The following is a 585-nucleotide window of genomic DNA, read 5'->3' as shown; positions in this document are numbered from 1 at the left end:
GGCATTGCCACGTTACCTTCATGAGGCCGCGGAACCGCGCATAACGGTGCCCGTGCAGCTGTTTGGCATCCGCAAACGAGCGCTCCACCGTCTCCTTGCGCCGCTTGTAGATCGCCTTGCCCCACGGTGTCTTGCGGTAACTGTCCGTCCGCTCGCGCGCCTCCGCCCACACATGCCGCGTGATGGTGCGCACCGCCTTCGCATTGCTGGTGCAGGAGGTCCGCAACGGGCAGTCGCGGCAATGGGCGGGATCGGAGCGGTAGTGCCGGTAGCCGTTGCGGTCGGTGGTGGCATAGCCAAGCAACTGGCCCGCCGGGCAGCGGTAGCCATCGGCGTCCTTCTGGTAGACGAACCTCGACTTGCGCATCATGCCCTCGCGCGGCGGCGTCGGATTGCGATAACCGGTGACGCCAAGGATCTGGCGTTCCTCCAGCCCCCGGGCGATGCCTGCCGTGGCGTAGCCGGCATCAAGCCCCACCGCCCGCACATCGAAGCCGAAGCGCGCCCGCTGGCGGTCGAGCCGCTCCAGATAGACGATCGAGTCATGCACGCTGGCCGGCGTCACATGGGTATCGGTGATGATCG

General features: G+C 66.8%; 1 protein-coding gene. It reads right to left on the bottom strand.

What is annotated here, in order from left to right:
• A partial coding sequence (locus tag IEX27_RS21130) for a transposase (RefSeq protein WP_188723036.1) occupies nt 1-585 on the bottom strand: 585 nt, incomplete at both ends.

Source organism: Nitratireductor aestuarii (assembly GCF_014641695.1).
GTDB lineage: Bacteria > Pseudomonadota > Alphaproteobacteria > Rhizobiales > Rhizobiaceae > Chelativorans > Chelativorans aestuarii.
Note: the sequence above shows the minus strand (reverse complement) of the source record. Positions and strands in the feature narration are given on the sequence as shown.